Origin of the sequence: Kitasatospora sp. NPDC058965, from assembly GCF_042741245.1 — a bacterium.
In the GTDB taxonomy this organism is placed as follows: Bacteria; Actinomycetota; Actinomycetes; order Streptomycetales; family Streptomycetaceae; genus Kitasatospora.
Genome location: NZ_JBHYKG010000525.1, coordinates 1 through 3,106, shown reverse-complemented (window position 1 = coordinate 3,106; position 3,106 = coordinate 1). Strand labels below are relative to the sequence as shown.

Sequence of the window (3,106 nt, the reverse complement as noted above, 5' to 3'; positions counted from 1 at the left end):
GGCAGTCACAAAGGGTAGCCCCTCCGCGGGGTCCACGCCGGAACTTGGGCCGGACTTCGCCGTTCCGTGCCGTGCACGCCGCACCCGACAGCCCGATCCGCGCACAAGGCAGTCAGAACTGACATATCGGCCGGGATTCTGCGCAAAGTTGATTGATACAGCTGTCTTTTATTGACAATCAATCATGTCCGGTGCTGACATTACGCAACCGACAGGCATGGCAACCGCCCGATCCGGCCGCCGCCGCTGTTGCGTCCCGCCCTGGTCGGCGGCCGGCAGCCGGGTGCGTGGTCCGCCATCACGGGGACCTGTCGGCAGCTCGCCCCCACAGCTGCCTCCGGCGCCACCGAGCGCCGGCCCACCAGGCCTAGGAGCTCCCATGCGACGTCCCTCCCGGCTGTTGCCGGTCGCAGCCACTGCCCTCGCCCTCGCCGGCCTGGTACTGCCGGCCCCGGCGGCCCGGGCCACTCCGGCGGCCACCAGCCCCTCCGGCAACGCGCTGGCGGTCACCCCGCCCATGGGCTACAACAACTGGGCCCGCTTCGGCTGCTCCGCCGACAACCCGAACACCGGCGACGTCGGCCCGTCCGAGACCCTTGTCCTCGACCAGGCCGCCGCCCTGGTCGGCAGCGGCCTGAGCGGCAGGGGCTACACGACCGTCACCATCGACGACTGCTGGATGACCACCTCCCGCGACAGCAGCGGCAACCTCGTCCCGAACCCCACCACCTTCCCCCACGGCATGGCCTACATCGGCCAGCAACTCCACAACGAGGGACTCAAGTTCGGGATCTACGAGGACATCGGCTCCGCCACCTGCGGCGGCTACCCGGGTGACTACGGGCACTTCCAGCAGGACGCGAACCTGTTCGCCTCCTGGGGAGTGGACTACGTCAAGCTCGACGGCTGCAACATGCCTTCCGCGGACAACAGCGCCGCCGGATACGTCAAGGACTACGCCGCGTTCGGCGCGGCCATGAAGGCCAACACCAGCAACCGCGACATGGTCTTCTCCGAGTCCTCGCCGGCCTACTTCTCGATCGGCCCGACCGACCTGGGCAGCTGGTACTCGGTCGTCGACGGGGCCACCAGCAGCGGCCAGCTGTGGCGCAGCGGCTACGACGTGAAGATGTACCGCAACGGCAACAGCGCCTGGAACGTCACCGGCAACCAGGCCGGCGTACTGACCCAGTACGGCTACAACACCCAGCTGGCGCGCATCTCCGGCCCCGGCAACTGGAACGACCCCGACTTCCTGATCCCCGACGAGCAGCTGAGCGACGCCGAGTTCCGCAGCCAGCTCGCCCTGTACGCGGTCACGTCCTCCCCGCTGATCCTCAGCACCGACGTGCCCAGCCTGACCAGCGGATCCCTGACCAGCCTGAAGAACGCCGACGTCATCGCCGTCGACCAGGACCCGCTGGGCGCCGGGGCCACCCGGATCAGCGGCGGCGCGGGCGCCAACACCGGCAGCGGCACCGACCTGGTGGTCAAGCCGTTGTCGGACGGCAGCCTGGCCGCCGTCGTCCTGAACAAGAACGCCACCACCCAGACCGGCTACACGCTGAACCTGTCCGCGCTGGGTCTGGACACCACCAGCACCAACTGCGGATACACCGTCAAGGACCTGTGGGGCAACCAGGGCTGGACCGGCGGCAGCACCACGACCGGCACGGGCTCGGTGGCGCTGGCGAGCCTCGGCAGCCACGACAATGCCATGCTGAGGATCACCCCGAACGCCTCCTGCGCTCCCCGCACCCCCAGTGGGCAGATCACCGCCAGCCCGCAGGGCATCAGCGCCAACCCGCTGTGCCTGGAGAAGTACGAACCCGCCGCCGGCCCGACCGGTGCCGTCGACATCGCCGGCTGCACCGGCGCGGCCAACCAGCAGTGGCGGATGAAGACGGACGGCACCGTCCAACTGACCGAGACCGGTACCGGCGGTGCCGCCCTGTGCCTGACCGCCCCCAGCACCGCCTCGACCGGCGCGATCAACGGCGCGACGGGCCAGTGGCTGTCGGTCGACACCTGCGGGGCGGCCGGGGACGCCGGCTACCAGAACTGGGCCTACGACCGCGGCGGCAACCTGGTCCTGGCCGGCACCACCGCCAACGCGGGCCTGTGCACCGACCTTTACGGCGGTGCCGGTGCCACCGGCACCGCCGGCACCCCGGTCGACCTGGCGGTCTGCGGCGCCGACCCCGACGCGCTCGACGCCGCCCAGGTCTGGGCCGCACCGGTGGGCGCCACCACCTACCAGGCCGACCGCGTCGGCAGTCTCGGCGGCCAGGCCCGGACCAGCGCCTGCGCGGCGTGCCCCGACGGCAACCTGGTCGGCTTCATCGGCGGCACCGGCACCGCCACCGGCACCCTGACCTTCAACAGCGTGACCGTGGCGACCGCCGGCAGTTACCAGCTGCAGATCGACTACGTCAACGGCGGCGCCACCCGCACCGACGACATCTCCGTCAACGGCGGCACGCCCTCCCCCGTCGCCTTCCCCGGCAACGGCAGCTGGACCACCACCCAGTCCGCCCTGGTCACGGTCCCCCTGCACGCCGGACCCAACACCCTCGCGTTCGGCAACCCCACCGACTGGGCCGCCTCCCTCGCCGCCGTCACCGTCCCGACCCTGCCCACCGGCCGGCTCTCCTTCGCCGACACCGCCGGTACCCTCGGTGGCGGCGCACAGATCGCCGCCTGCGCCGCCTGCGCCGACGGTCACCTGGTCGGCAACCTCGGCGGCGGCGGCAGCAACCCCGGCACCCTGACCTTCAGCGTCACCGCGCAGACCGCCGGCACCTACCAGCTGCACGTCACCTACATCAACGGCGACAGCGGCGCCCGCACCGACGACGTCACCGTCAACGGCGGCAGCTCCAGCGCGGTCGCCTTCCCCAGCAACGGCAGCTGGACCACCCTCCAGAACAAGACCGTCACCGTCGCCCTCCAGGCCGGCAGCAACACCATCCAGTTCGGCAACCCGACCGGCTGGGCCGCTTCCCTCTCCACCGTCACCCTCTGACCCCGCCCACACCCACCTGCCGCCCCCGCGCCCACCGCGCGGGGGCGGCAGCCCCGTGGCCGGTCTGTCTCTTATACACAA

At 71.1% G+C, this 3,106-nt stretch carries 1 protein-coding gene; it reads left to right on the top strand.

Going from position 1 to position 3,106, the window contains the following annotated elements; translation table 11 throughout:
- The first annotated feature begins 379 nt into the window (after positions 1 to 379).
- Positions 380 to 3,025: a CBM35 domain-containing protein gene (locus ACFW1A_RS39655; RefSeq protein ID WP_380418432.1), complete on the top strand. Its 2,646-nt coding sequence runs from the start codon at positions 380 to 382 to the stop codon at positions 3,023 to 3,025.
- Positions 3,026 to 3,106 lie beyond the last annotated feature (81 nt).